General features: G+C 74.4%; 26 protein-coding genes and 1 pseudogene. 13 read left to right on the forward strand and 14 right to left on the reverse strand.

The window, feature by feature from the left end:
• Positions 1–17 precede the first annotated feature (17 nt).
• The 5 genes from HLI28_RS03640 to HLI28_RS03660 all read right to left on the reverse strand — a co-directional run bounded on the left by HLI28_RS03640 (position 18) and on the right by HLI28_RS03660 (position 4232).
• Positions 18–962, reverse strand: coding sequence for a hypothetical protein (locus HLI28_RS03640; RefSeq protein WP_171246149.1), 945 nt, complete (start codon positions 960–962; stop codon positions 18–20).
• Positions 959–1879, reverse strand: a complete 921-nt coding sequence (locus HLI28_RS03645; protein WP_171246150.1) for an FAD-dependent oxidoreductase — start codon at positions 1877–1879, stop codon at positions 959–961. Before HLI28_RS03645 ends, HLI28_RS03640 begins: the two co-directional genes overlap by 4 nt.
• 97 nt (positions 1880–1976) lie before the next feature.
• Positions 1977–2771, reverse strand: a complete 795-nt coding sequence (locus tag HLI28_RS03650) for an amino acid ABC transporter ATP-binding protein (protein ID WP_171246151.1) — start codon at positions 2769–2771, stop codon at positions 1977–1979.
• Positions 2764–3417, reverse strand: a complete 654-nt coding sequence (locus tag HLI28_RS03655; protein WP_171246152.1) for an amino acid ABC transporter permease — start codon at positions 3415–3417, stop codon at positions 2764–2766. The genes HLI28_RS03650 and HLI28_RS03655 overlap by 8 nt, the downstream gene beginning before the upstream one ends.
• Positions 3417–4232 (reverse strand): amino acid ABC transporter substrate-binding protein, encoded by an 816-nt coding sequence (locus HLI28_RS03660; protein WP_171246153.1) that lies wholly within the window; start codon positions 4230–4232, stop codon positions 3417–3419. Before HLI28_RS03660 ends, HLI28_RS03655 begins: the two co-directional genes overlap by 1 nt.
• Before the next feature lie 221 nt (positions 4233–4453).
• Between HLI28_RS03660 and HLI28_RS03665 the strand changes: the two genes are divergently transcribed.
• The 4 genes from HLI28_RS03665 (at position 4454) to HLI28_RS03680 (ending at position 7583) form a co-directional block, all read left to right on the forward strand.
• Positions 4454–4936: a heme-degrading domain-containing protein gene (locus HLI28_RS03665; protein ID WP_171246154.1), complete on the forward strand. Its 483-nt coding sequence runs from the start codon at positions 4454–4456 to the stop codon at positions 4934–4936.
• A gap of 68 nt (positions 4937–5004) precedes the next feature.
• The gene (locus HLI28_RS03670; protein ID WP_425483381.1) at positions 5005–6558 is read left to right on the forward strand and encodes an amidohydrolase; all 1554 of its coding nucleotides are present in this window, start codon (positions 5005–5007) and stop codon (positions 6556–6558) included.
• A 4-nt stretch (positions 6559–6562) separates the two neighbouring features.
• Entirely contained in the window at positions 6563–6910 is a 348-nt protein-coding gene (locus HLI28_RS03675) for a TraR/DksA family transcriptional regulator (RefSeq protein WP_171246156.1), read from the forward strand.
• A gap of 52 nt (positions 6911–6962) precedes the next feature.
• Positions 6963–7583 carry a nucleoside/nucleotide kinase family protein gene (locus tag HLI28_RS03680; RefSeq protein ID WP_171246157.1) on the forward strand — a complete coding sequence of 207 codons (621 nt, stop codon included), beginning with the start codon at positions 6963–6965 and terminating at the stop codon, positions 7581–7583.
• A 22-nt stretch (positions 7584–7605) separates the two neighbouring features.
• Here the strand turns inward: HLI28_RS03680 and HLI28_RS03685 are convergent, their stop codons facing one another.
• Entirely contained in the window at positions 7606–8349 is a 744-nt protein-coding gene (locus HLI28_RS03685; RefSeq protein ID WP_171246158.1) for a VOC family protein, read from the reverse strand.
• A 149-nt stretch (positions 8350–8498) separates the two neighbouring features.
• On the opposite strand from HLI28_RS03685, the gene HLI28_RS03690 reads away from it, so the two are divergent.
• Entirely contained in the window at positions 8499–9896 is a 1398-nt protein-coding gene (locus HLI28_RS03690; protein ID WP_171246159.1) for a class-II fumarase/aspartase family protein, read from the forward strand.
• A 45-nt stretch (positions 9897–9941) separates the two neighbouring features.
• Here HLI28_RS03690 and HLI28_RS03695 read toward each other — a convergent pair whose 3' ends face one another.
• Positions 9942–10295 (reverse strand): ArsR/SmtB family transcription factor, encoded by a 354-nt coding sequence (locus HLI28_RS03695; RefSeq protein ID WP_171246160.1) that lies wholly within the window; start codon positions 10293–10295, stop codon positions 9942–9944.
• Between the two features lie 80 nt (positions 10296–10375).
• On the opposite strand from HLI28_RS03695, the gene HLI28_RS03700 reads away from it, so the two are divergent.
• Together HLI28_RS03700 and HLI28_RS03705 are read left to right on the forward strand one after the other, a co-directional pair.
• Positions 10376–11734: an FAD-dependent oxidoreductase gene (locus tag HLI28_RS03700; protein ID WP_171246161.1), complete on the forward strand. Its 1359-nt coding sequence runs from the start codon at positions 10376–10378 to the stop codon at positions 11732–11734.
• 68 nt (positions 11735–11802) lie between these two features.
• Positions 11803–12114: a hypothetical protein gene (locus HLI28_RS03705; RefSeq protein ID WP_171246162.1), complete on the forward strand. Its 312-nt coding sequence runs from the start codon at positions 11803–11805 to the stop codon at positions 12112–12114.
• An 81-nt stretch (positions 12115–12195) separates the two neighbouring features.
• Here HLI28_RS03705 and HLI28_RS03710 read toward each other — a convergent pair.
• The 6 genes and pseudogenes from HLI28_RS03710 to arsB form a co-directional block, all read right to left on the reverse strand.
• Positions 12196–12934, reverse strand: a pseudogene (locus tag HLI28_RS03710) (cation diffusion facilitator family transporter).
• 29 nt (positions 12935–12963) lie between these two features.
• Complete coding sequence (locus HLI28_RS03715) at positions 12964–14241, reverse strand: amino acid permease (protein WP_171246163.1); 1278 nt, start codon at positions 14239–14241, stop codon at positions 12964–12966.
• Positions 14238–15629, reverse strand: a complete 1392-nt coding sequence (locus tag HLI28_RS03720; RefSeq protein ID WP_171246164.1) for an FAD-dependent oxidoreductase — start codon at positions 15627–15629, stop codon at positions 14238–14240. The genes HLI28_RS03715 and HLI28_RS03720 overlap by 4 nt, the downstream gene beginning before the upstream one ends.
• Positions 15626–16039: an arsenate reductase ArsC gene (locus HLI28_RS03725; RefSeq protein ID WP_171246165.1), complete on the reverse strand. Its 414-nt coding sequence runs from the start codon at positions 16037–16039 to the stop codon at positions 15626–15628. Before HLI28_RS03725 ends, HLI28_RS03720 begins: the two co-directional genes overlap by 4 nt.
• A 14-nt stretch (positions 16040–16053) precedes the next feature.
• Positions 16054–17124, reverse strand: coding sequence for a metalloregulator ArsR/SmtB family transcription factor (locus tag HLI28_RS03730; RefSeq protein ID WP_171246166.1), 1071 nt, complete (start codon positions 17122–17124; stop codon positions 16054–16056).
• Positions 17121–18251: an ACR3 family arsenite efflux transporter gene (arsB, locus tag HLI28_RS03735; protein ID WP_343035630.1), complete on the reverse strand. Its 1131-nt coding sequence runs from the start codon at positions 18249–18251 to the stop codon at positions 17121–17123. Before arsB ends, HLI28_RS03730 begins: the two co-directional genes overlap by 4 nt.
• Positions 18252–18359: 108 nt before the next feature.
• Between arsB and HLI28_RS03740 the strand changes: the two genes are divergently transcribed.
• Genes HLI28_RS03740 through HLI28_RS03750 form a run of 3 tightly spaced genes read left to right on the forward strand, consistent with a single transcriptional unit; the run spans position 18360 to position 21753 of the window.
• Positions 18360–19088: a TetR/AcrR family transcriptional regulator gene (locus HLI28_RS03740; RefSeq protein WP_171246167.1), complete on the forward strand. Its 729-nt coding sequence runs from the start codon at positions 18360–18362 to the stop codon at positions 19086–19088.
• Entirely contained in the window at positions 19085–20092 is a 1008-nt protein-coding gene (locus tag HLI28_RS03745; RefSeq protein WP_171246168.1) for an ABC transporter ATP-binding protein, read from the forward strand. The genes HLI28_RS03740 and HLI28_RS03745 overlap by 4 nt, the downstream gene beginning before the upstream one ends.
• Positions 20089–21753, forward strand: coding sequence for an ABC transporter permease (locus HLI28_RS03750; RefSeq protein WP_171246169.1), 1665 nt, complete (start codon positions 20089–20091; stop codon positions 21751–21753). Before HLI28_RS03745 ends, HLI28_RS03750 begins: the two co-directional genes overlap by 4 nt.
• Before the next feature lie 48 nt (positions 21754–21801).
• Here the strand turns inward: HLI28_RS03750 and HLI28_RS03755 are convergent, their stop codons facing one another.
• Complete coding sequence (locus HLI28_RS03755) at positions 21802–22590, reverse strand: SDR family NAD(P)-dependent oxidoreductase (RefSeq protein ID WP_171246170.1); 789 nt, start codon at positions 22588–22590, stop codon at positions 21802–21804.
• A gap of 175 nt (positions 22591–22765) precedes the next feature.
• On the opposite strand from HLI28_RS03755, the gene HLI28_RS03760 reads away from it, so the two are divergent.
• Genes HLI28_RS03760 through idi form a run of 3 tightly spaced genes read left to right on the forward strand, consistent with a single transcriptional unit; the run spans position 22766 to position 25366 of the window.
• Positions 22766–24115: an amino acid permease gene (locus HLI28_RS03760; RefSeq protein ID WP_171246177.1), complete on the forward strand. Its 1350-nt coding sequence runs from the start codon at positions 22766–22768 to the stop codon at positions 24113–24115.
• A complete protein-coding gene (locus HLI28_RS03765; RefSeq protein WP_171246171.1) occupies positions 24108–24773 on the forward strand; it encodes an MOSC domain-containing protein in 666 nt (221 codons plus the stop codon). The genes HLI28_RS03760 and HLI28_RS03765 overlap by 8 nt, the downstream gene beginning before the upstream one ends.
• Positions 24770–25366, forward strand: coding sequence for an isopentenyl-diphosphate Delta-isomerase (idi, locus tag HLI28_RS03770; RefSeq protein WP_171246172.1), 597 nt, complete (start codon positions 24770–24772; stop codon positions 25364–25366). The genes HLI28_RS03765 and idi overlap by 4 nt, the downstream gene beginning before the upstream one ends.
• The last annotated feature ends 111 nt before the right edge of the window (positions 25367–25477 follow it).

The following is a 25477-nucleotide window of genomic DNA, read 5'->3' on the forward strand; positions in this document are numbered from 1 at the left end:
CCGGTGCGCCTGCGAGCTCAGGGAGGGCAGGCGCCCTCGGTCCCGGGACGCGCGGGCCGCACGGCGGTCAGCGCCTCGGCGACCAGCGCCCCGACCTCGGGGGCGGCCAGGTAGCCCGCCGGGCGGCCGTCCAGCAGGCTCGCGGCCGCGTGGTGCCCCGGGACCGGGTTGTCGACGTGCGCGTTCTCGATCGTCCGGGGTCCCGGGACCGGGAACGCTGCCGGGTCCAGGTCGTTCAGCGTCAGCAGGTCGCGCGGGTCGCGCAACGCGACCCACCGCTGCACCGGCTCCGGCCAGGTGAGGGGCGCGAGCGCACGCACGGCGTCGAGCACCGCGGTGATGGCCAGGGGGGAGCCGAGCGTGACCAGCAGCGGGACGTCGTCGGCCCCGGGAACCGCCGAGCGCAGCACCTGGTAGGCGATCACCGATCCCAGCGAGTGGGCGACGACGACGGCCGGCCCGTCCCCGGCGAACGCCGCGGCCACGCCGGTGTCGATCGTCGACCGCGCCTCGTCGTCGGTGAGGTAGACGTAGACGTCGCGGACGAACAGCAGCAGGATCGCGCTGCTCAGCCCCGGCACCCACCGGTCGACCGCGGCCAGCGCCGCCGACAGCGCGGCCCACAACGACCCGCCGGACAACGACGTGGGCTCGAGGGACGGCGTGGCCGTCAGCACCCCGGAGCCGCTGAGCACCTCCCGCGCCACCGACAGCGCGAACCGCGCGGCGTCCTCGGACAGCCCGGGCAGGCCGTGCGTGGTGATCGGCGGCGGCTCGTCCCCGCCGGTGACGGCCGCCAGCGTGTCACCGTAGAAGACGAACGTGGCGTCGTCGTCGCGCAGCCGCAGCTCCGCACCGGCGTCGGCGAGCCCGGTGTTCAGCGCGGCCAGCCAGCCGGCCTCGATGCGCTCGGGGTCGAGCCCGCCGGTGTCGCGGCCGTGCAGCAGGATCAGCCGGGTCATGCGGCCACCGCGTCCTGGACGAGGGAGCGCACGTCGTCGGCGCAGCCCCAGCTCGCCGTGACGCCCGCCCCGCCGTGGCCGTAGCAGTGCACCACGCGGCCCTCCCGCTCGACGCGGACCTCCGGGCGCGCCGGCCGCAGCCCGACGGCGTGCCGCAGCACGCGCGCCTCCGCGACCGCGGGCACGAGGCGGGCGGCCCGCTCGAGGATGTCCAGGCCCGTCCGCGGCGAGGGGTCGAGGGTGTCGTCGTCGGCCTCGTGCGTGCCGCCGACCACCACCTCGTCGGTCCGGGGCACGACGTACGTCGGTCCGCTCGCGTCCAGCCACCACCGGTCCAGGCCCCACTGCGCCAGGACGACGACCTGGCCACGCACCGGGTGCACCGACGGGTCGTCGGCGAGCTCGCGGGCTCCCAGCCCGGTGGTGTTGACGACGACGTCGGCGTCGCCGGGCCACGAGGCCACCGTCCGACGGGTGATCGCGCCGCCGAGTGCGGTGACCCGGCCGGCCAGCCAGCCGAGGTACCGCGGCATGTCCGCCACCGGCGACGCGAAGGTCCAGCCCGCCGCGTACGACGACGGCACCTCGGTCGTCCGGGTCAGCGCGGGGACGGCGTCGCGCCACCACGGCTCGGCCGGCTGCTCGCCGAAGACCTCCGTCCCGGAGCGCATCGTCACCCCGGCCCCCGGGTCCGTCGCGGCCAGGTCGGCGAGGACCTCGAAGGACCGGGCCGACCACCGGGTGACGCGGTCCTGCGGGGAGGCGAGGTACGGGTACCACAGCGCCGCGGCGACGGCCGAGGTGGTGTCCCGGGGCAGGTCCCGGGCGACGACCGTGACCCGGTGCCCCTCTTCCAGGAGGCGGACGGCGCAGGTCAGCCCCATCACCCCAGCTCCGACCACCGTGACGTCTGCCATGGCGCGGAGTCTGCCAGAGCCCGGGGCAACCGACCACGCCCGGTCGCGCTGCCCGGGCCCGCGGTGCGGCCGTTCCTTCGTCGAGCGAGCCGGCTGTTCAGTCGAGCGGATGCAGGACCTGGTGCAGGAACCGACGGGTCCGCTCCTCGCGAGGGGCCGAGAACATCGTCGACGGCGCCCCCCGCTCGACCACCGCGCCGTCGTCGAGGAACAGCACCTCGTCGGCCACCGCGCGGGCGAACTGCAGCTCGTGGGTGACCACCACCATCGTCCAGCCCTCCTCGGCGAGCTCCTTCATCACCGTCAGCACCTCGCCGACGAGCTCGGGGTCGAGGGCGGAGGTCGGCTCGTCGAACAGCAGCAGGTCCGGCTGCAGGGCCAGGGCCCGCACGATCCCGACGCGCTGCTGCTGCCCGCCGGACAGCTCGCGGGGGTAGGCGTCGCGCTTGTCGGCGAGCCCGACCCGCTCCAGCAGACCCAGCGCCCGTGACTCGGCCTCGGCCCGCGGCACGCAGCGGGTCTGGACGGGCCCCTCGGTGACGTTCTGCAGCACCGTCAGGTGCGGGAACAGGTGGTGGTGCTGGAACACCATCGCCGACCGGTCGCGCAGCGCGTCCCGGGCGGCCTGTGCCCGGCGCCCGGCCCGGCCCCACGCGCGGCGGGGACCGCCGTCGAACGTGACGGACGGGCCGCCGTCGAACGCGACGGTGCCGGCATCGGGTGCGGCCAGGCCGTTGAGGGAGCGCAGCAGCGTGGTCTTGCCGGACCCGGACGGCCCGATGAGGGCCACGACCTCGCCCCGTCGCACCTCCAGGTCGATGCCGCGCAGCACGTGGTTGTCACCGAAGGACAGGTGCAGTCCGGTGGCGGTGAGCAGGGGAGCCTCAGACATACTGCTCCAGCTTCCTCTCGAGCCGCGTCTGCCCGAAGGACAGCACGGTGCAGAAGATCCAGTAGATGATCCCGGCCTCGACGTACAGCAGCATGAACTCGCTGGTGAACGCGGCGATCTCCTGCGCCTCGCGGAACAGCTCGGTCACCAGGATCAGCGAGGCCAGCGAGGTGTCCTTGACCAGGGAGATGAACGTGTTCGACAGCGGCGGCACGGAGACGCGGGTGGCCTGCGGCAGGACGATCCGCCGCAGGGTGCGGGTGCGGGACATGCCCACGACGTAGCCGGCCTCCCACTGGCCGGTCGGCACGGACAGGATCGCGGCGCGGATCACCTCGGCGGCGTACCCGCCGACGTTGAGGGAGAACGCGATGACGGCGCTCGGCCACGGGTCGATCGTCAGCCCCAGGGACGGCAGCCCGTAGAAGATGACGAAGAGCTGGACCAGCAGCGGCGTGCCGCGGATCGCCGAGACGTACGCCCGGCCCACCCCGGAGAGCACGGGGTGGGCCGCCAGGCGCAGCATCGCGACGCCGAGGGCGAGGACGAGCCCGATCGCGAACGAGACGAGCGCGAGCGGGATCGTCCCCGTCAGCCCCCCGAGGACGAGGGGCCACCAGGAGTCGGTGAAGAGCTGGACGTCCATCAGCTCGTGACGTCGGCCCCGAAGTACTTCTCCGAGAGTTCCGTGAGCGTCCCGTCCTCACGCAGCGTGTCCAGCGCGCCGTCGATGGCCTCGGCGAGCGCGGCGCGCTCCGGGGTGACGACGAACCCCATCTCGGAGGTCTCCTCGGTCTCGGCGGCGATCTCGATCGGGGCGTCGGGGTGCTCGGCCTGGTGGTCGAGCACCGTCAGCGAGTCGTTGATCGTGGCGTCGACGCGGCCGGTGCCGAGCAGCTCGACGGACTGGGCCCAGCCCTCGACGGCCTCGATCTCGGCGCCGGACTCCTCGGCGAGCGCCCGCCAGTTGCTGGTCAGCGACTGCGCGGCGACCTTGCCGTCGAGGTCGTCGAAGCTCGTGATCGAGGTGTCGCCCTCGGCCACGACGACGGCGCCGCGGGAGACGGTGTACGGCTGCGAGAACTCGTAGGACTCGAGCCGCTCCGGGGTCATCGACACCTGGTTGGCGATGGTGTCGAACCGGCCGGCGTCCAGCCCGGCGAAGATCGCGTCCCACTGGGTCTCGGCGAACTCGATCTCCAGACCGAGCTCGTCGGCGACCGCCTCGGCCACCTCGACGTCGTACCCGACGAGCTCGCCGGAGGCGTCGTGGTAGGTGAACGGCCGGTAGGTGCCCTCGGTGGCCACGGTCAGGGTGCCGTCGGAGACGAGGTTCAGCTCGCCGGAGCCCTCGGCGGCGTCCGCGCCCCCGGTGGTCCCGCCGTCGGTGCCGCAGGCCGTCAGCGCCAGCGCGGTCAGGGCGGCCGTGGCGGTGGCGAGGAGGGCGGGCGTGCGTCGCATGAGGGTTCTCCCGGGTGGTGCGTGGGCCCGGCGGCGGGGTGCCCCGGGCGGACGTGACGATCGATCAATGGTGTCGATGGGTCGCATCGACCGGCGTGATGCCACGAGCGCCAACAGGGCGGCGCTCCGGCCGTATTCCCGCTGTGAGCGACGCCACCCGGGCGCGGTGCGCGGCGCGGTCCGGCCGGACAGGTCGGGGCGGACGTGCCACGCTGGGGCGCATGAGCACCGACGACGTCGCCGCCCTGGTCGCCGAGGCCGAGGCCGCCGAGCACGAGCTCGTGCTGGCCCGGTTCACCCATGACGACGCGTGGCGGCTCGGCTGCCTGCTCGTCGAGCTCGCGGCCGAACGGGACCTGGCCGTGACGATCGACGTGCGCAAGGGGGACCAGCAGGTCTTCCACGCGGCGCGAGAGGGGACGGCGCCGGACAACGACTCGTGGGTCGAGCGCAAGGTGCGGGTCGTGCACCGGTTCGGCGCGTCGTCGTACCTCGTCGGGCTGCGCGCCCGCGCGCGCGGACGGGACTTCAACGAGACGCACCAGCTGCCCCTGCAGGAGTACGCGGCCCACGGCGGTGCGTTCCCGGTCCGTGTCGAGGGTGTCGGGATCGTGGGGGTCGTGACGGTCTCGGGGCTCGCCCAGGCGGACGACCACGCGCTCGTGGTGGAGGCCCTGCGCACGGTCGTCGCCGCGAGCGCCTGACCAGCCTCTTCGCGGCCGATCCGCCTCCCGGCCTGCCCGGCGCGGGGTGGACGTCATACGGTGTGCGCGTGACCGTCCTGCACCTCGTGAACGCCCGCCTCGCCGGGCGCCCCGACCGGCCGGTGGACGTGCTGCTCGCCGACGGCCACGTCGCCGCCGTCGTCCCCACGGGCGCACCCCTGCCCGGTGACCTCGACGTCGGGTACACCGGGCCCGAACGCGTCGACCTGGACGGCCGCACCGTGATCCCCGGGTTGTGGGACGCGCACACGCACCTGACGCAGTGGGCGATGGTGCGCCGCCGCCTGGACGTCTCGACGGCGACCGGTCCCGCGCACGCCGCCGCCCTGGTCGGTGCCGCGCTCACCGACGAACGGCGCCACCCGGCCCCGGGCCGGCCCTTCGTCGGGTTCGGGTTCCGCTGGGCCACGTGGGACGACGAGCCGACCTCGGAGGTGCTGGACTACGTGGCCGGCGAGGTCCCGGTCATCCTGATCTCCGGGGACCTGCACTCGGCCTGGGCGTCGACCGCCGGGCTGCGGTACCTGGGCATCGAGCACCACCCCACGGGTCTGCTGCGCGAGGAGGAGTGGATGCCGGCCTCCCCCGAGATCGTCACGGTCTCGGCGGCCGACGCCGACGAGCTGCTCGCCGACGCCGCCCGGGCCGCCGCCGAACGCGGTGTCGTGGGCGTCGTCGACTTCGAGGTGGACGACAACCTCACCGCGTGGCGTCGCCGGGCCATGGCCGGCTGGGACCTGCTGCGCGTCCGGGCCGCCGTGTGGGAGCAGCACCTGGACGCCGTCGTCGACGCGGGCCTGCACACCGGTGACGTGCTCGCCCCGGGGTCCGGGCCGGCCGCCGACCTCATCACCCAGGGCCCCCTGAAGGTCATCTCGGACGGCTCGCTCAACACCCTCACGGCGTTCTGCTTCGACGACTACGCCGGGTTCGCCGGGCCGGACGCGCACGGCATCCTCAACGTCGCCACCGACCAGCTCGTGCCGCTCATGACGCACGCCCACGCCTCGGGGCTGCGCTGCGCCATCCACGCGATCGGCGACCACGCCAACGCCCTCGCGCTGGACGCCTTCGAGGCCTCCCGGGCGCGAGGGTCCGTGGAGCACGCGCAGATGCTGCAGGCCGAGGACGTCGCGCGGTTCGCGGCGCTCGGCATCACCGCCAGCGTGCAGCCCGAGCACGCCATGGACGACCGGGACGCCTCCGACGAGCTGTGGGTCGGCCGCACCGAGCGGGCGTTCCGCCTCGCCGACCTGCACGCCGCCGGGGTGCCGCTGGTCCTCGGCTCCGACGCGCCGGTGGCACCCCTCGACCCGTGGTTCGCGATCGCCTCGGCCGTCACCCGGTCCCGCGACGGCCGCGACCCGTGGCACCCCGAGCAGCGCATCGACGTGGCGACGGCGCTCGCGGCCTCGACCGACGGTCGCGGGGTGCGGGTGCGGCCCGGCGACCCGGCCGACCTGGCGGTGCTGGAGCTCGACCCCCTCACGCTGTCCGACGACGGCACCCCGACGGGAGCGGCCGTTCTCGCCGAGGTGCTGCGCGAGCTGCCCGTGGCGGGCACCCTCGTGGCCGGCCGGTGGACCTACCGGGGGTTCTGAGGTGGTGACGCCCGATCCGGTGGCCCGGCTGCGTGAGCGGCTGGGGCTGACCGAGGACCGCATCGCCCGGCAGCGCGCCGTCGTCGACGGGATCGTCGCCTCGGTGCGGTCCGAGAACGTCGACGACGAGCACGACCCGGAGGGTGCGACGCTCGCCTGGGAACGGCAGCAGGCGGCGGCGCTGCTCGCCGAGGCCGAGCAGGAGCGCGACGCCCTCCGCGCAGCCCTCGACCGGGTGGCTGCCGGGACCTACGGCGTGTGCGAGGAGTGCGGTCGGGCGATCCCCGCCGGCCGGCTGGAGGCCCGGCCGGCGACGACCCGCTGCGTCGAGCACGCGGGCTCGACCCGCTAGCTCGAGCCGGTAGCACCAGCCGCGCCCGGTCGCCGCTGCGAGACTGGACCGCGTGCACGCCGAGCCCACGACCCCGGACGCCGTGGTGACCCGTGTCGTCGACCTCGTGCTGTCCCGTCCGGCCGACCGCCCGGTGCGGCTCGTCGTCGACGGGCACCCGTCCACCCGCCCCGAGGTGCTCGCCGACGCCCTGGTCGGTCCGCTGGAGGTCGCCGGGCGCCCGGTCGCCCGGGTGCGGGTCCGGGACTTCTGGCGTCCGGCCTCGTTGCGGCTGGAGCAGGGGCGCCGGGACCCGGACGCCCTGCTGGACGACTGGATCGACGTCGGCGGTCTCAACCGCGAGGTCCTGACCTCGGTGGTCCACCGAGGCCGCTGGCTGCCCTCGCTCCGGGACCCCGTGACGGACCGCCCGACCCGGGCGGACCGGGTCGAGGCGGCACCCGGGACCGTCGTCGTGCTGGACGGATCGCTCACCCTCGGCCGCGGTCTCGACGTCGACCTGTCGGTGCACCTCGCGCTGCGGCCGGCCACCGAGACCCGGAACACCCCGCTCGACGAGGCGTGGCGGCTCGCCGCCTACACGCGCTACCGCCGCGAGGTCGCGCCCGAGCGGCGGGCCGACGTCGTGGTGCGGGTCGACCACCCCGACCGGCCGGCGCTGCTGGTGCGCTGAGCCTCCGCCGGCGCTGCGGTCCTCAGAACCGGCACAGGCAGAACGGGTGCCCCGCCGGGTCGGCGAAGACCCGGAACATCTCGCCCTGTCCGGGCAGCCGGGTCGCACCTGCCGCCAGCGCGCGTGCCTCCGCCTCGTCCTGGGTCTGCGGGCCGATCGCCAGGTCCAGGTGGCCCTGCTGGGGCGCCGCCGGGTCCGGCCAGCGCGGCGGGTTGTAGCCCTCGACCTGCTGGAAGAGCAGGGGCCGCGACCCGGAGAGCATCGCCGTGCCGTCCGCGTCGTGGACGACCTCCTCGCCGAGGATCCGGGCCCAGAACGCCGCGGCGGCCGAGGCGTCGGGGACGTCGAACATCACCCCCATGACGCTCAGGGCGTCGACGTCCTCGGCGAGGCAGAGATCGAACGGGTGACCCGCCGGGTCGGCGAGCGTCGTCCACCGCTCGTTCTCTCGCAGCACCGTCGCCCCCAGGCTCTCCGCCCGGGCCACGGCGGCAGCGACGTCGGGCACCAGCAGGTCCAGGTGGAGCTGCTGGGGGTGTTCCTGCCCCGGCCACCGCGCCAGCACCAGGTCCGGCGCCGGTTGGAAGGCGAGGGACCAGCCCCCGGGCAGGGCCAACGTGATCCAGCCGTCGGCGTCCTCCTGCTCGACGGTCCCGCCGGTCAGCTCGCGCCAGAACGTCGCCGAGGCCCGCGGGTCCGGGGCGTCCAGCACGAGGGCGTCGATCATCGCCACGGGGGACGCGGCGGGGGGTGCGGTGTCTGCCATGACGGGGCTCCTGTCGGATCGGGGATCGGCGCGCCCAGTGTGACGTGCGCCACCGACACGGGGGAGGATCGGAGGGCGGGCGGCTCACACGCCCGCAACATGGCTGCGGCACAATGCACGAGATCTGCCGTGCGCACCAGGGGGTCGACATGATCGTCGCACCGTTCGGACGCTTCACCGAGGGCCGGGTCCCCGACCCGGGCATCGCCGCGCTGTTCACGCGCGAGAACCGCTGGCAGGCCCGGCTCGACGTCGAGGCCGCGCTGGCCCTGGCGGAAGCCGACGCCGGCGTCATCCCGAAGGAGTCCGCCCGGGCGATCGCGCTGACCGCCCGCATCGAGAAGCTCGACATCAAGCGGGTGCTCGCCGGGACGGCGGAGGCCAGCCACCCGCTGGTACCGCTCATCGAGGAGTTCGCCCGCGTCGTCGGGTCCAAGCACGGCGGCTGGGTGCACTGGGGTGCGACGACGCAGAACATCACCCAGACCGCCGACGTGCTGGTGCTGCGCGACGCCCACCGCGTGCTGCTGCGCCAGCTCGGCGGCACGCTCCGGGCCGCCGCGGCCCTGGCCGAGGGGGCGGCCGACCTCCCCATGGCGGGCCGCACCCACTCCCAGCACGCCGTGCCCGTCACCTTCGGGTTCAAGGTCGCGGTGTGGATCGACCAGCTCGTCGCGCACACCGAACGCCTCGAACGGCTCGACGACCGCCTGTTCTGCGTCCTCATGGGTGGTGCCGCCGGCACGTTCGCGTCCTTCGGGGACGCCGGGCGCGTCATCGAGGCCGGTGTCGCCCAGCGGCTCTCGCTGCACCCGATGCGGGTGCCGTCCCGCTCGGTCAACGACGGCATCGTCGAGCTCGTGCTGGTCCTCGCCCAGCTCGCGGGCACGATCGGCAAGATCGGTCGCGACGTGTACGCGCTCATGCAGCCGGAGTTCGCCGAGGCCTTCGAGCCGGTCCCCGAGGGGACGGTCGGGTCGTCGACGATGCCGCACAAGCGCAACCCCCAGCTCGCCCTGGACCTGTTGACGATGTCGTCCGAGCTGCGGGCCCTGGCGACCCCCGCGCTGGAGTCGATGCTGCACGACCAGGAGGCCAACGGGGCGATGACCGCGCTGCTCGAGGACGTCTCGGCGTCGGCGGCGGTGCTGGCCGGCGACATGCTGGCCCGGCTGCAGGTCATCCTGGCCGGCCTCGAGCTCGACCCGGCCCGGATGCGCGAGAACATCAAGCTGTCCGAGGGCATGATCGGCTCCGAGGCGCTCATGCTCGCCCTGGGGGAGAAGATCGGTCGGCAGAAGGCGCACGACGTCGTCTTCGAGGTCGCCCAGGCGGCCGCCACGCAGGACACGCCGTTCCTGGAGCTGCTGCAGGCCGACCCGCTGGTGGGCGGGTCGTTCGCGCCGGACGAGCTGCACGAGCTCGTCGACCCGGCCGGCTACCTCGGGTTGTCGGCCGAGATCGCCACGGAGCTCGCCGAGTGCGCGATCTCCACGGCCGACCGCCTCGACCGCCTCCCGGAGCGGGCGTCCGTCATCACGCGGTGAGCGGCCCCGCGGCGCACAGCCCGTGGGCCGACGACCGGCAGCCTGTCAGAGGCTGCCCAGCGCCGCGGCCGTCCGGTCGAGCGCGCCGGGGGCCACCGCGTAGTAGGCCCACCGCCCCCGCTGGCTGCGGGTCAGCAGCCCGGCGTCGACGAGCACCTTGAGGTGGTGGCTGACGGTCGGCTGGCTCAGGCCGACGGGTTCGGTGAGGTCGCAGACGCACGCCTCGTGGCCCTGCTGGGCCGCGACGATCGAGAGCAGGCGCACCCGAGCGGGCTCGCCGAGGGCCTTGAACACGCGGGCCAGCTCCTGGGCCCGTGCGGCGTCGACGCCCGCGGCGGCCGGTTCGACGCAGCAGGAGCCCGCCGGTGCGTCGGTGGCGGGCGTCTCGGTCGTCGTCATGGCCTCCATCTTGCCACGTATCGATGGATGTGGATATGTTGTCCGCGGACGCATCGACGATGATCGATATGGAGGCAGTCATGGGGACGACGACGGAGTACCCGGTGGTGGTGATCGGCGCGGGCCCGACCGGGCTCGCAGCGGCGGCGCACCTGCTCGCACGCGGGCTCGACCCGCTCGTGCTGGAGGCCGGGGAGGGCCCCGGCGCGGCGGTGGCCCAGTGGGGGCACGTGCGGCTGTTCTCGCCGTGGCGGTACTGCGTCGACCCGGCCTCCCGCCGTCTGCTCGAGGCCACCGGCACATGGCGGGAGCCGGACCTCGAGGCGCTCCCCACGGGCGCGGACCTCGTCCACGACTACCTCGAGCCGCTGGCCACCACCGACGCCCTGCGCGACCGCATCGCGTACGGCACCCGGGTCACCGCCGTCGTCCGCGACGGGGCCGACCGCACCCGGTCGCTGGGCCGCGAGCGCCGTGCCTACCGCGTGCGGACCGTCGGGGCCGACGGCGGCACCCGGGACGTGCTTGCCCGGGCCGTCGTCGACGCCTCCGGCACCTGGACCCGCCCCAACCCCGTCGGTGCGCACGGCCTCCCCGCGGTGGGCGAGGAGGCGGCGCGGACCTTCGTCACGGGGCCCCTGCCGGACGTCCTCGGCGCCGACCGGGACCGGTTCGCCGGCCGGCACAGCCTCGTCGTGGGGACGGGGCACTCGGCCGCCAACACGCTGCTCGCGCTCCTCGCCCTGGCCGACGAGGAGCCCGGCACCCTGGTCACGTGGGCGATCCGCGGCAGCTCGGCGCGCCGGCTGTTCGGCGGTGGTGCCGACGACCAGCTCCCGGCCCGCGGGTTGCTCGGCAGCCGGCTGCGCGACGCCGTCGACGCCGGCCGCCTCGAGCTGATCACCCGCGCCGCGGTCGACGAGCTCGTGCCCGACGGTGACGTCGTCCACGTGCGGGGGACCGGGCGCCGTGCCGGGGTCGACGGCCCGCTCGACCTCGCCGTCCACCAGGTCGTCGGGGCCACCGGGTTCCGGCCCGACCTCGACCTGCTGCGCGAGATCCGCCTCGACCTCGACCCCGTCGTCGAGGCGCCGTCCCGGCTCGCCCCGCTCATCGACCCGAACCTGCACTCGTGCGGGTCCGTCGAACCGCACGGCGAGTCCGTGCTCAGCCACCCCGACGCCGGCTTCTACCTGGCCGGGATGAAGTCCTACGGCCGAGCGCCGACGTTCCTGCTCGCCACCGGGTACGAGCAGGTCCGGTCGATCGCCGCGGCACTGGCGGGCGACCGGGCGGCCGCCGACGCCGTCCACCTGGAGCTGCCGACCACGGGGGTCTGCTCGACGGACCTGGCGGAGCCGGACGGCGGCGACGGCTGTTGCGGGACGACGGCGGAGCCCGGACCCCGGCCGGTCGCGCTGTCGTCGGCGCCGCGGTAGGTTCGGCGGCACCGGGTGCGGGCCGCCGCCGTCGCGCGACGGCCCGCACCCGGTGCCACGCTGGACGCATGACCAGCCGCTCCCGCCGTCTGGTGACGGCCGCCGCCGTCGTCCTCGTGCTCACCCTGCTCTCGGCCTGCGCGGCCGGGGCGAACCCCGCGCTCGACACCGCCCCCGCCGGCGCCGAGGACCCGGCCGGGTTCTGGTACGGGCTCTGGCAGGGCATGATCCTGCCGGTCACGTTCGTGGTGTCGCTGTTCACCGACACCGTCTCGATCTACGAGGTCCACAACAGCGGCAACTGGTACGACTTCGGCTACGTGCTGGGGATCTCGTTCGTGTTCGGCGGGCCGTTCGGCGCCAGCCGGGCCCGGCGCTGACTCGTCGCCGACCGGTCCTGACTCGCGAAGAACTGTCCTGACTCGCGCGGTGTCGTCCTGACTCGCGGAGCGGGGGTCGCGTCAGGGTCTGGCGCCGCAGCAGTCGTCGCCGCCGCAGCAGTCGTCGCCGCCGCAGCAGTCGTCGCCGGCGTGGTCCCCGTCCTCGTGGCCGACCATCGCCGCGACCGGTGTGCAGCAGGCGTCCCCACGCCACGCCTCGAGGCCCTCGCGGACGGCGAACCCGGCGATGACGAGCGCCGCCAGCGGGTCGGCCCACGTCCAGCCGAGGGTCGCGTTGAGCACCAGGCCGACGAGCAGCACGGCCGACAGGTAGCTGCAGATCAGCGTCTGCTTCGAGTCGGAGACGGCGGAGGCCGAGCCGAGCTCCCGGCCCGTGCGGCGTTCGAACCAGGACAGCAGCGGCATGACGGCGAGGCTGACCGCGGCGAGCGCGATCCCGACGGTCGAGTGGTCGGGTTCCACCGCCCCGAGCAGGGTCCGCACGGCCTCGACGGTGACGAACGCGGCCAGCCCGAAGAACGAGAACGCGATCAGGCGCAGCGCCACCCGTTCACGCCGGTGCGGGTCGGGGGGCGGCGAACTGCCAGGCCACCGCGGCGGCGGAGAGCACCTCGACGACCGAGTCGAGCCCGAACCCGACCAAGGCCGCCGAGGAGGCCAGGTGGCCGGCGGTGAGCGCCACCACGGCTTCGACGACGTTGTAGGCGATCGTCGCGGTGACGATCCAGCGCACCCGGCGTTCGAGCACGGCCCGGCGCGCGGCCGGGAGCGGGCGGGGCTGGGTGCCGACGGACGTCATCCCTCCCACGGTATCGACCCCCGCCGGTCCTAGGACGTCGAGCCCGTGCGGGACCGCCGCTGCCGGACCCACCGGACGAGCACCCCGACGGCGAACACGCCGGCCCCGGTCAGCACCGCGCCGACGGGCAGCGTCACCACGAGCACGAGGCACGCGACCAGGCCGAACCCCTGCAGCACGCGCGGGTACAGCCGGTGCTCGGCGGTCTGCGTCCAGGCGCTGGCGTTGGCGACCGCGTAGTACAGCAGCACGCCGACGCTCGAGAAGCCGATCGCCCCGCGCAGGTCGACGGTCAGCACGAGCGCCACCACGACCACGGCCAGCGCCACCTCGGCCCGGTGCGGCACCCCGAAGCGGGGGTGCACCGCCGACAGCCACCGCGGCAGGTCGCCCTCGCGCGCCATCGCCAACGACGTCCGCCCGATGCCGGCCACGAGCGCCAGCAGTGCGCCCAGCGAGGCAGCCGCCGCCCCGACCCGCACGACGATCCCGGCCCAGGGTGAGCCGTCGACCGCGGCGGCCAGCGGCGCCGTCGTGCCGGCGATGCCGTCCAGCCCCAGGGACCCGAGCAGCGTGAGGGCCACCACCGTGTACACGACGACGGCGCCGCCGAGCGCCAGCAGCACCGCCCGGGGGATCGTGCGGCGCGGGTCGCGCACCTCCTCGCCCATGGTGGCGATGCGGGCGTACCCGGCGAAGGCGAAGAACAGCAGACCCGCGGCCTGCAGGACCCCGTAGGCCACCGCCCAGCCGCCGTCCGTCGGGGTGACGACGCCGGTCCCGAGCGACGGGGCGGCCGCACCCGACCACACCACGGCGGTCCAGGTCGCCAGCACGAGCAGCACCAGGGCGACGATCCAGCGGGTCAGCCGGGCCGTGCGGGTCACCCCGCGGTAGTTCACGGACGCCAGCGCGACCACCGCCACCGCGGCGACCGGGCGCTCCCAGCCAGGCGGGGCGGCGTAGGCGGCGAAGGTGAGGGCCATGGCCGCGCAGCTCGCCGTCTTGCCGACGACGAACCCCCAGCCGGCCAGGTAGCCCCACCACTCGCCGAGGCGTTCGCGGCCGTAGACGTACGTGCCGCCGGCCACCGGGTACTGGGCGGCGAGCTGGGCCGAGCTGGTCGCGTTGGCGTACGCCACGAGGGCGGCCAGTGCGAGGGCCCCGAGCAGCGCCCAGCCGGTGCCGGCGGGCAGCACGGCACGGGCGGCCGGGGCGAACGCGGCGAAGACGCCGGCGCCGATCATGGATCCGAGTCCGATCGCGACGGCGTCCTTCGTGCCGAGGCGGCGGGCGAGCCGGGTCACGCCTGCCTCCCCGACCGGCCGCGGGCGCGCAGCCCCTCCAGCGCCATCCCCGCGTAGTGCACCGGGTCCTTGGTCGTGGAGAACGGCGGGGCGTAGGCGAGGTCGAGGTGGAACAGGTCCCCGGTCCGCGCACCGAACGTGATCGCGGTGGCGAGCACGTCCACCCGCTTGTCCACACCCGCCGGCCCGACGACCTGCGCACCGAGGAGGCGGCCGGTACCGCGGTCCGCGACGGCCTTGACCAGCATCTGCTGCCCGCCGAGGTACGGCGGGCGGTCCGGCTTCTCGGTGTGCACGACGACGGGGTCGAACCCGGCCTCGCGCGCCCGGCCCTCGTTCAGCCCGGTCTGGCCCACGGCGAGGTCGAAGACCCGCACGATGGACGTCCCCAGGATCCCGCGGTGCTCCAGGTCCCCGCCGGTGAGGGCGTCCCCGGCGATCCGGCCCATCTTGTTGGCCGTCGAACCGAGCGGCACCCACAGGGGTTCGCCGGTGATCAGGTCGAAGCTCTCGGCCACGTCCCCGATGGCCCACACGTGCTCGACGGACGTGCGGCCGCTGCGGTCGACGGCGATCGCCCCGGTCTCCCCGACGCGGACCCCGGCAGCCTCGGCCAGCTCGAGGTTCGGCCGGACGCCGACGGCGAGGATCACCACGCCGGTCTCTACGGACCACTCGTCCTCGCCATCGTCCGCCGTGACGGTGACGGCCTGCGCCGCGCCGTCGTCCGCCGTCCCGATCGCCGTCACCCGCGTCCTGGTGAGCAGGTCGACCCCGTGCTCGCGCAGCTCGCCGTCGACGCGCTCGGCGACGTCGGCGTCGAGCAGCGGCATGGAGTGCTCCTCCATCTCGACCACGGTGACCTCGAGACCGCGCCCGACGAGCTGCTCGGCGGTCTCCAGCCCGATGTATCCGGCGCCGACGACCACGGCCCGTCCGACGCCGCGGGACTCGATCCACTCCCGGACCGCCGTGGCGTCGGTCGGCGTCCGCAGCACGAAGACACCGTCGGCGTCCACGCCCGGCAGGGGCGGGACGACGGGCGAGACGCCGGTGGCGAGCACGAGCTCGTCGTAGCCGTCGGTGAAGGTCTCCCCGGTGGACAGGTTCCGGACGGTGACGGTGCGGGCCGAGGCGTCGACGTCGGTGACCTCGTGGCCGGTGCGCACGTCGATCCCGTAGGTCTCGGCGAACCAGCCGGCGTCGCGGGGGACGAGCTCGTCGATCGACCCGACGTTCCGCCCGATGTAGTAGGGCAGGCCGCAGCCGACGTAGGAGATGTCGTGGTCCCGCTCGTAGACGATGATCTCGGCGTCCTCCGACCCGCGCCGTGCCTTCGCGGCCGCCGTCGTGCCGGCGGCCACGGCTCCGACGACGACGATCCTCATCGAGCGACCACCTCGACGTCGAGCGAGGCGAGCAGCTCCCGCACCCGGCGCTCGATCTCGTCGCGGATCGGTCGGACGGCCTCGATGCCCTGGCCGGCCGGGTCGTCGAGCTGCCAGTCCTCGTACCGCTTGCCGGGGTAGATGGGGCAGGCGTCGCCGCAGCCCATGGTGATGACGACGTCGGAGGCCTGGACGGCGTCGGTCGTGAGCACCTTGGGCTGCTCGGCGCGGATGTCGACGCCCTGCTCCAGCATCGCCTCGACGGCGACGGGGTTGATCGAGTCCTTCGGGGCGGACCCGGCGGAGCGGACCTCGACGGCGTCGCCGCCGAGCGCGCGCAGGAACCCGGCGGCCATCTGGGAGCGGCCGGCGTTGTGGACGCAGACGAACAGCACGGAGGGGGTGGGCATGTCGGTCGTTCCTCTCAGAGAAGGGTGTCGAGCAGGCGGTGGACGCGGGCGTCGAGCTCGTCGCGGATGGCCCGGACGCCCGCCGGCGAGGCCAGGGCGGGATCCCCGACGACCCAGTCCTCGTACCGCTTGCCGGGCAGCACGGGCACGGAGTCCCCGCAGCCCATGGTGACGACCACGTCGGCGGCGCGCACGGCGTCGTCGGTCAGCGGCTTGGGGAAGAAGACGTCGTCGGGCGCGCCGAGGTCCTCCAGGACGGGCCGGACGACGTCGTGCACGTCGCCGGCCGGCACCGACCCGGCCGAGCGGACCACGACCCGGTCGCCGGCGCTGCGGGCCAGCAGCGCCGCGGCCAGCTGGGAGCGGCCGGCGTTGCCGACGCAGACGAAGAGCACCTGCGGCGGGTGGTCGGTGGCGGGCCCGGGCGCCTCGACCGTGCGGTTCTTGGCGGCGTCCGCGAGGCGCTGACGGGCGAAGTGCTCGGTGAGCGCGACGAGGTGGACGGGGATGCCGCCGCGGCGGGCCAGGGCCGTGTACGACTCGCGCACGACCCGCAGCGCCTCGTCCTCGGTGGTGCCCGGGATACGGGCCGCCAGGGACTCGGCGAGCCGGCCGAGCTCGCGGTCGACGTCGGCCAGGCCGTGGAGCTCGGTCCACCGCCCGGCGCCGGGGTCCTCCGGTGTGGCGACCCGTCCGGAGTCCGCGACGGCGGGGGCGAACCGGTCCAGCAGCGTGGTCACGGCGGTGCGGTACACCGGGGCCACCCGGTAGAACACCGAGGTGCCGCGCCGGTCGGCGCTCAGCACGCCGACGTCCCGCAGCACCTTGAGGTGGTGGGACACCGTGGGCTGGGAGACCTCGGCCAGCGCGGCGAGGTCGCCCACGTGGGCCTCGCCGCCCGGGGCGGTGGCGATGGCGGACAGCATGCGCAGGCGCAGCGGGTCGGCGAGCGCCTTGAGCACACCCGCGACCGAGACGGCGACGTCGGGGCCGAGGGCGCGGCCGTCGGCGGGGACGGGTGCCGGTCCGGCGGTCTGGTCGGCAGATCCGCCGGGGGACTGGTCGGGTGACGGTGCGACGGTCATGCGCGGACCTCCGTGTCCGAGGGCGCGGTCACGGCGGCCTCGGTGCCGCCGGGAGCCACGAGCGGGTCGACGCCGAACCAGCGGCGTCCGACCCACAGGGTGACGTGGACGAGGCCCACGAGCACGGGGACCTCGATGAGCGGCCCGACGACGCCGGCGAGCGCCTCGCCGGACGTGGCGCCGAAGGTCGCGACGGCGACGGCGATGGCGAGCTCGAAGTTGTTGCCGGCCGCGGTGAACGCGAGCGTCGTGGTGCGGGCGTAGCCCAGGTCGAGGGCCCTGCCGGCGATCATGCCGAGGCCCCACATGATCGCGAAGTACGCCAGCAGCGGCAGCGCGATCCGTGCGACGTCGCCCGGGTTGTCGCTGATCTGCTCACCCTGCAGGGCGAACAGCAGCACGATCGTGAACAGCAGGCCGTACAGGGCCCAGGGGCCGATGCGCGGGACGAACCGCTCCTCGTACCAGTCGCGCCCCCGGGTGCGCTCGCCGATCGCCCGGGAGGCGAAGCCGGCCGCGAGCGGGATGCCGAGGAAGACGAGCACGTTCAGCGCGATCTGCCCCATCGAGACGTCCAGGCCCGCGGTGTCCAGGCCCAGCCACCCGGGCAGCACCGTGAGGTAGAAGTACCCGAGCACGGAGAACATCACGACCTGGAAGACCGAGTTGACCGCGACGAGCACGGCCGCGGCCTCGCGGTCGCCGCAGGCCAGGTCGTTCCAGATGACGACCATGGCGATGCAGCGGGCGAGCCCCACGATGATCAGCCCGGTGCGGTACGCGGGCAGGTCGGGCAGGAAGATCCACGCGAGGGCGAACATCAGGGCCGGCCCGACGAGCCAGTTGAGCACCAGCGAGCTGACGAGCAGGGCCTTGTCCCCGGTGACGGCGGCGACCCGGTCGTAGCGGACTCCTGCGAGCACCGGGTACATCATCACCAGCAGGCCGAGCGCGATGGGCAGGGAGATGCCGCCGACCTCCATCGCCTCGAGGCCGTCGCCGAGCACGGGGACGAACCGTCCCAGCGCCAGGCCGGCCACCATCGCCAGGCCGATCCACAGCGGCAGCCAGCGGTCGAGGGTGGACAGGCGGGCGCGGACCGGGCCGGCCGCGGCGGTGAGGGGCACGACGTCTCCTTGCTGATTCGACTCCCGTCAATATAGACGAACTTCGAAGCAAGCGCAGCGACGAGCGCCTCTTGTCAGCAGGCTGAACACGTGTTTAATCTGGTGAACATGAGTTCAGCCCTCGCCGCCGACGCCGATCCGGGCCCGTCCTCGGCCGGTGCGTCCGGGTCGACCCGGGACCGCATCCGGGACGCGGCCGTGCTGCGGTTCGCCCGGTCCGGGTTCGGCACGTCGGTGCGCACCATCGCCGCGGACGCGGGGGTGAGCCCGGCGCTGGTGATCCACCACTTCGGCTCCAAGGACGCGCTGCACGCCGCCTGCGACGAGCACGTGCTGGCCGGGATCGTCGAGTCCAAGCGGCAGAACATGGGCCGGGCCACCGGAGGGCAGCTCCTGCAGGTGCTCGCCGAGGTCGACGAGTACGCGCCCCTGCTCGGCTACGTGGTGCGCTCCCTGCAGGCGGGCGGCGACGTCGCCCGGGCGTTCGTGGAGCACATGATCGAGGACGCCCGCGGCTACACCCGCGAGGCCGTGGCCGCCGGGATCGCCAAGCCCAGCGTCGACGAGGACGCCCGGGTCCGGTACCTCACGCTGTCCTCGCTGGGCACCCTCTCGCTCGCCCTCACCCTGAACCCGCCGGAGGACCCGGAGGACGTCGGGGCCACCGTGCGCACCTTCCTGGCCGAGCACTACCTGCCGATGATCGAGCTCTACGCCCAGGGCTTCCTCACCAGCCGTCGCATGCTCGACGACTACCTGCTGTACGTCTCCGACCCTCCGACGGGCGGCGAGTCCGACGACGCACCTGCCCCCGAGACCACGAACGAGGAACCATGACCAGCATCCCGAGCGCCGGCGCGCTCCCCATCGAGATCCACGACCTGCACAAGCACTTCGGCCCCACCCGCGCCCTGGACGGTCTCGACCTGTCCGTCGCCGAGGGTGAGGTGGCCGGGTTCCTCGGGCCCAACGGCTCCGGGAAGTCCACCACCATCCGCGTGCTGCTCGGGCTGCTGCGCGCGACGGCCGGCTCCGCGCGGCTGTTCGGTGCCGACCCCTGGCGCGACGCCGTCGAGCTGCACCGCCGCCTCGCCTACGTCCCCGGCGACGTGACGCTGTGGCCCCACCTGACCGGCGGGGAGGCCATCGACTTCCTCTCCCGGCTGCGCGGCAAGCCCGACCCGCGGCGCAAGGCCGAGCTGCTGGAGGCCTTCGAGCTCGACCCCTCCAAGAAGGCCCGCACCTACTCCAAGGGCAACCGGCAGAAGGTCGCCCTCGTGGCCGCCTTTGCGACCGAGGTGCCCCTGCTCATCCTCGACGAGCCCACCGCCGGCCTCGACCCGCTCATGGAGGCGGTGTTCACCGAGCGCGTGCGCGAGGCCGCGGCGCAGGGCACCTCGGTGCTGCTCAGCAGCCACATCCTGTCCGAGGTCGAGAAGGTCTGCGACACCGTGACGATCATCCGCGCCGGACGCGCGGTCGAGTCCGGCACCCTCGACGAGCTGCGGCACCTGACGCGCTCCAACGTCACGGCCGTCGTGGCGGGCGACCCGGCACGGGTCGCCGCGCTCGACGGGGTGCACGACCTGCAGACCCACGAGGACCCCGAGGGGACGCGGATCTCCTTCGACGTCGACAACACGGCCATGGGCAGCGTGCTCACCGCGCTCTCCGGCCTCGACGTGCGCTCCTTCACCGCCGCGCCGCCGTCGCTGGAGGAGCTGTTCCTGCGGCACTACGGCGACGACGTGTCCGCCGACGGCGAGTCGACCGACGGGACCGGGAACGCCCCGGGGCGGCACGCGGCCGCCCCGACGACGAGCGAGGCGGGAGCACGATGAGCACCGCCGTCGCCCCGCCCGCCGTCCGGACCGCCGAGCCCGCCCGTGGGGCCACCCTGACCGGCACCGGCGCGCTCGTGCGCTTCATGCTGCGCCAGGACCGGGTGCGCCTGACCGTGTGGACGGCCTCGGTCGTGTTCTTCTACACCTACTTCACGTTCGCCCTGAACCTGTTCTTCGACGACCCCGCCGCGATGCAGGGGCGGGCCGCCCTGATGGAGACGCCCGCCGGCATCGTCATGGGCGGCCCCGGGTACGGCCTGGACGACTACTCGACCGGGGTCGCCATGTCGAACGAGGGCATCACGTGGATGGTGCTCGCGCTCGCGATCCTGTCGATCCTGCACATGGTGCGCCACACCCGCGCCGAGGAGGAGTCGAACCGCTCGGAGCTGGTGCGGGCCGCCGTCGTCGGCCGGCACGCCCCGGCCGTGGCCGCGATCATCACCCTCGTGCTCGTGCAGGCGGTCATCGCCGTGCTGTCGGCACTGGCCATGGTGGCCGTGGGCGACCTCGCCGTGGCGGACTCGTTCGCCATGACGATCGGTTCCGGGCTCAGCGCGCTCGTGTTCGGCGCCGTCGCGCTCGTCGTGTGCCAGGTGGTCGGTCACGCCCGCACCGCGACCGGGGTGAGCCTGGCCGTCTTCGCCGTCGCGTTCGTCGTCCGGGCTGTCGGGGACATCCGCGAGCTCGGCGGGTCCACCCTGTCCTGGTTCTCGCCGATCGCCTGGGCCCAGCAGATGCGTGCCTTCGTCGACCTGCGCTGGTGGCCCGTCGCGCTGAGCGTCGTCGCGATCGTCGCCCTCCTCGTGCTGGCGGCGGTGCTCGCCTCCCGCCGGGACTTCGGCGGGAGCCTCGTCGAGACCCGTGCCGGCCGGCCCGACGCCGCCGTCACGCTGCGCGGACCGCTGGCGATGGCCTGGCTGCAGCAGCGCTGGGCCCTGCTGTGGAGCTGCCTCGGGCTCGGGCTGATGTGGTTCGCCTCCGGCACCATGCTGCCGGGCATCGGCGACATGATCGGCGACATGGTCGTGGACAACCCGGTGCTGGCCCAGCTGTTCGGCGACGACCCGTCCCAGCTCGCCGTCGGGTTCATCAGCGTGCTCGTGCTGTACGCCGCCGTCTGCTGCGCCGCCTACGCCGTCGTCATGGCCCAGCGTCCCAAGGTCGAGGAGTCCTCGGGCCGTGCCGAGGTCGTCTTCTCCCACCCCGTGTCCCGGCACCGCTGGCTCGGGGCGCAGCTCGCCGTCGCCGGGCTCGGCACGGCGGTGCTGCTCGCCGTCAGCGTCTACGGGCTCTGGGCCGGTGCCGCGATCGCCGGGTGGGAGGACCAGGGGTTCGGCGACTACAGCGTGGTCGTGTGGACCCACCTGCCGGCGCTCGCGGTGTTCCTCGGGCTCGTCGCCGCGCTGTACGGCTGGGCACCGCGGCTGACGGGGCTCGGCTGGGCGCTGGTGGCCTACACGTTCGTCGTCGGGATGTTCGGCCAGGTCCTCGACCTGCCGGACTGGGTCTACCGGGTCTCGCCGTTCGACGGGGTGCCGGAGGTGTTCTCCGAGGAGTCGTACGCCGGCGACCTCGCGCTGCTGTGGGGTGTCGCCGTGGTGCTCACGGTGCTCGGGTTCGTGGGCTTCCGGCGCCGCGACCTGGTCACCGGCTGACGGGCCGGGTCCGCGCGGTACAGACCGTGCGGACCCGGCCGTCGGCCGTCAGCCGCCCGTCACGCGGGAGACCGCCGCGAGCACGAGCCGGCGGGGCAGCACGTTCACCAGGGCGGCGGCCAGGGCGTTCGCCCGGCCGGACACCACGGTCGCGCGGGGCCGACGGCGGTCCAGCGCTCGGAACAGCGTGTCGGCGACCTGGTCGGCCGTCTGGAAGCGGCCCACCGCCGGCTCCTCGGACCCGACGACGTCGAAGAACTCCGTGCGCGTCGCACCCGGGCAGAGCGCGATCGCGTGGACGCCCGTCCCCCGCAGCTCGACCGACAGCGCCTCGGTGAAGCTGAGGACGTAGGCCTTGGTCGCGCCGTAGACGGCCATCCGCGGCAGCGGCTGGAACGCCGCGGTGCTGGCCACGTTGACGACCGCGCCGGAGGCGTGGGCGAGCAGGTCGGGCAGCAGCGCGCGGGTGAGGTTGGTCAGTGCCGTCACGTTGAGGGCGACCTCGTCGTCGACGCGCTGCGGGTCCTCCTCGACGAAGGGGCCGTGCGTGCCGAACCCGGCGTTGTTGACCAGGGTGCCGACGGGACGGTCGGCGGCGCGGGCGGCCTTGACGACCTCGGTGACACCGTCCGGGGTGGTGAGGTCGGCGGGCACGACGTCGACCGCGACGCCGTGCTCCGCGCGCAGCCGGGCCGCGAGCTCCTCGAGGCGGTCCGTGCGGCGGGCGACCAGCACGAGGTCGGCTCCTCGGGCCGCGAGCCGCGCCGCGACGACGGCGCCGATGCCGGAGCTCGCGCCGGTCACGACGGCGGACGATCCGTGCAGGTCGAGGGTCATGGAGCGCTCCAGGGGTCGAGGGACGGACGTCGCCACTGTAGGCCGGGTTTCGGCACCGGCCCGGAGGGCGGGCTAGCGTGACCCGGTGACGACGACATCCGGCGACGGCCCCGACGAGGCCGTCACGGCCCCCGCAGAACCCCTCGCCCACGGCCTGCGGCCCCGGCACCTGACGATGATGGGGCTCGGCTCCGCGATCGGGGCCGGGCTGTTCCTGGGGTCTGGCGAGGCGATCTCGACGGCGGGCCCGGCGGTGCTGATCAGCTACGCCATCGCCGGGGCGATCGTCGTGGCCGTCATGCGGATGCTCGCCGAGATGGCCTCCGCCCTGCCGGCCTCCGGGTCGTTCTCCGTGTACGCCGAGGTGGCGCTCGGCCGGTGGGCCGGCTTCCTGCTCGGGTGGCTCTACTGGTTCATGCTGATCATGGTCCTCGGCGTGGAGGTCACCGGCGTCGCCGAGATCGCCACCGCCTGGTGGCCGGCCGTCCCGCAGTGGGTGGTCGCCGGCGTCGTCGTCACCGTCTTCGGCGGCATCAACCTGATCGGGGTGCGGCAGTTCGGCGAGGCCGAGTTCTGGTTCGCCCTGGTCAAGGTCGCCGCCATCGTGGCCTTCCTCGCCGTCGGACTGCTCGTCGTCGTCGGCGTGATCCCCGTGGCGGGCGGCGTGCTGGGCGACTGGGCGGCGCACGGCGGCTTCGCGCCGGCCGGGGTGCCGGGGATCGCCGCCGGTCTGCTCGCCGTCGCCTTCGCGTTCGGCGGGATCGAGATCGTGGCGATCGCCGCGGCCGAGGCCCGCGACCCGCGCGACGCCGTCGCCCGCGCCACCCGCACGATCCTGTGGCGGATCCTGGTCTTCTACCTCGGGTCCGTCGCGATCATCGTCGCGCTGGTGCCGTGGGACGACGCCGACGCGCTCACCTCGCCGTTCGTGGCGGTCCTGGAGCTGGCCGGGTTCGACGGCGCCGCGCGGCTCATGGAGGTCGTGGTCGTCCTGGCGCTGCTGAGCGCCTTCAACGCCCAGGTGTACGGCACCTCGCGGATGCTGTTCTCCCTCGGGGAGCGGCGTGACGCGCCGGCGGTGGCGACGCGCATCTCCCGGCGGGAGGTCCCGTGGGTGGCGGTCTCGGTGTCGGTGTTCTTCGGCGTCGTCGCGGTCGTGCTGAACCGGGTGCTCCCGGAGACGTTGCTGTCCGTCCTGCTCAACGCCGTCGGCTCCGCCCTGTTCGTGGTCTGGCTGCTCATCGCCGTCTCGCAGCTGCGGCTGCGGCCACGTCTGGAGGCCGAGGCGCGCCGCACGGGGGTGCCGATGCGGCTGCGGATGTGGGCCTTCCCGTGGCTGACCTGGCTCACCCTGGCCGCGCTCGTCGCCCTGGCCGCGCTCATGCTGTCCGACGACGCGGCACGCGCCCAGCTCGTCGCCACCGCGGGACTCGTGGCCGTCATCCTCGCGGCGTACGGGCTGCTCGGGTGGCGACGTCGGGCCCGCGGCGGTGCGGAACAGTGGCAGCATGACGTCCATGGCTGAACTCGTCGCGGTCTGTCGCGTGCACCAGCTCCTGCCGGACGCGGGGACCGTCGGCGTCACGGCGATCGACAAGCGCGCGGTCGCCGGGCGGGTGAAGGCCGGCACCCACGGCCTGTACGCCGACGTCCAGGCGGACCGGGTGCACCACGGCGGACCGGAGCAGGCCGTCTACGCCTACGCCGAGGAGGACGCCCGCTTCTGGGCCGCCGAGCTGGGCCGGGAGATCACCCCGGGTCTGTTCGGCGAGAACCTGCGCACCCGCGGCCTGGACGTGGGCGGTGCGCTGATCGGCGAGCGGTGGCGGGTCGGGTCGGCCGTGCTCGAGGTGACCCAGCCCCGCACGCCGTGCGCCACCTTCGCCCGCCGCCTGGGGTCGCCGGAGCGCTGGGTGCGACGGTTCACCGAGGCGAACCGCACCGGTGCCTACCTGCGGGTGGTGGAGACCGGTGAGCTCGGCGCCGGCGACGCCGTGGAGGTCGTGTCACGGCCGACGCACGGTGTGTCGGTCGCCGACTGGTTCGGGGCCTGGAACGCTGGCCCCGAGGGTTTCGCGGAGGCGGCCCGCCTGGCCAGCGCGCTGCGCCGGGCGGCCGACGACGGCGAGCTCCGACCGAGCGAGGACATGGACACCCGGATGACGAAGGCGATGAACCGATGAGCACCACGCACGTCCCCACCACCGCCGACCACGTCGTCCTGTGCGACGACGCCGGCGAGCGGACCGGCACGTTCCCACGGGCCGATGTCCACACCACCGACACGCCCCTGCACCTGGCGTTCTCGTGCTACCTGCTGGACGGAGCCGACAACCTGCTGATCACGCGGCGCGCCCTGGTCAAGCGCACCTGGCCGGGGGTGTGGACCAACTCGTTCTGCGGGCACCTGCGCTGGACGGAGGCGGTGGAGGACTCGATCGTCCGGCACGCCGAGCACGAGCTGGGTGCCACCGTCACCGGCGTCGACGTGGTGCTGCCCGAGTTCCGCTACCGCGCCGTGGACGCCTCGGGCGTGGTCGAGCACGAGATCTGCCCGGTGTACGTCGCCCGCGTCGACGGGGACCTGACGCCGAACCCGGACGAGGTCTCCGAGCACGTGTGGGCGCCGGCGCACGAGGTCCGTGCGGCGGTCCAGGCGACGCCGTGGGCGTTCAGCCCGTGGATGGGGTGGCAGCTCGAGGCGATCGCGGCGGTGCCGGCGGACGAGCGGACCCCGGGTGCGCGCGTGCTGGCCGGGGCGCTCGGTCTCGCCTGACACGGGACCCACCTGTTGCCGTCGCGGCGACGGGAGGCTAGTCTCGAACACACGTTCGAGGCGACGCTTCCCGCCCGGTGCGGCACGCCGCCGGCTCGTCGTCCCCGGACC

The organism is Isoptericola sediminis, from assembly GCF_013085345.1.
In the GTDB taxonomy this organism is placed as follows: Bacteria; Actinomycetota; Actinomycetes; order Actinomycetales; family Cellulomonadaceae; genus Isoptericola; species Isoptericola sediminis.